Consider the following 907-nt stretch of genomic DNA (forward strand, 5'->3'; position numbering starts at 1 on the left):
TGCTTTTTAACTTCGCCATACATCATCTCACCAATACGTGGCTCAAAAGCATCTGCTACTAAGGCACGCTCAGCTTCACGAATTTTTTGGATGATTACCTGCTTTGCTTGAGTAGCTGCGATACGCCCAAATTCGATCGACTCAATCTGCTCTTCCTTTACATCCCCGATCGACCATTCTTCTTGATCAAGGTCAGTAATAGCAAGCTGACAAGCTGGCATTTCATGATCTTCATCAGCAACCACTGTCCAATAACGATAAGTATCATAATCGCCAGTAGTACGATCGATAGCCACTCGTACTGCTACTTCCGGTTGTTCGGTATATACTTTTTTCTTAGTCGATACTACTAAAGCGTCTTCTATGGCTTCAAATATATCTTCAGGGTTTAGGCCTTTTTCATTACTGACGGTTTCAACTACCGTTAAGATTTCACGACTCATGCTATACCAGTCCTATACTTACTTAAATTTCATAATTTGTGTATTGACGTTATGTTGCTAAAGTAAACCATACGTTATCTAAGTTTTTATAACATCAAGCGTCTTCAAAAACGAGATTGGCCTTGTCGATATTACTAAAAGTAATCTCGAACTGCTCATTATCAGTAGCAGTAAGAATCAACGAGGTAGCACCCATACTATCTAGGTTACCCGTTACTTTTCGTCGTTTTTTGTCCCCTTGCCCTATTGCTTGGATCAGACGCAAACTAACCGTTTGTCCGATGTAGTCTCGCATTTGCTCTTCTGAGAAGAACGCACGATCAAACCCTGGCGATGATACTTCTAAAATATACTCACCCGCAATAGGATCATGTACTTCAAGAATACCGCTCACTTGATGGTTGACTGCGGCACAGTCCTCAATAGTTACCTGTTTGTCTTGCGCTTGCTCTTCTGGTAGCGAC

At 41.5% G+C, this 907-nt stretch carries 2 protein-coding genes; both read right to left on the reverse strand.

From position 1 onward, the window contains the following. The coding region (locus tag ACS8FD_RS18010) for a NusA N-terminal domain-containing protein (RefSeq protein ID WP_439276856.1) at nucleotides 1-443 on the reverse strand (443 nt) is incomplete at its 3' end. A gap of 94 nt (nucleotides 444-537) precedes the next feature. Further along, a partial coding sequence (locus tag ACS8FD_RS18015) for an LSm family protein (protein ID WP_439276857.1) occupies nucleotides 538-907 on the reverse strand: 370 nt, incomplete at its 5' end.

The organism is Psychrobacter sp. 1U2, assembly GCF_051847575.1.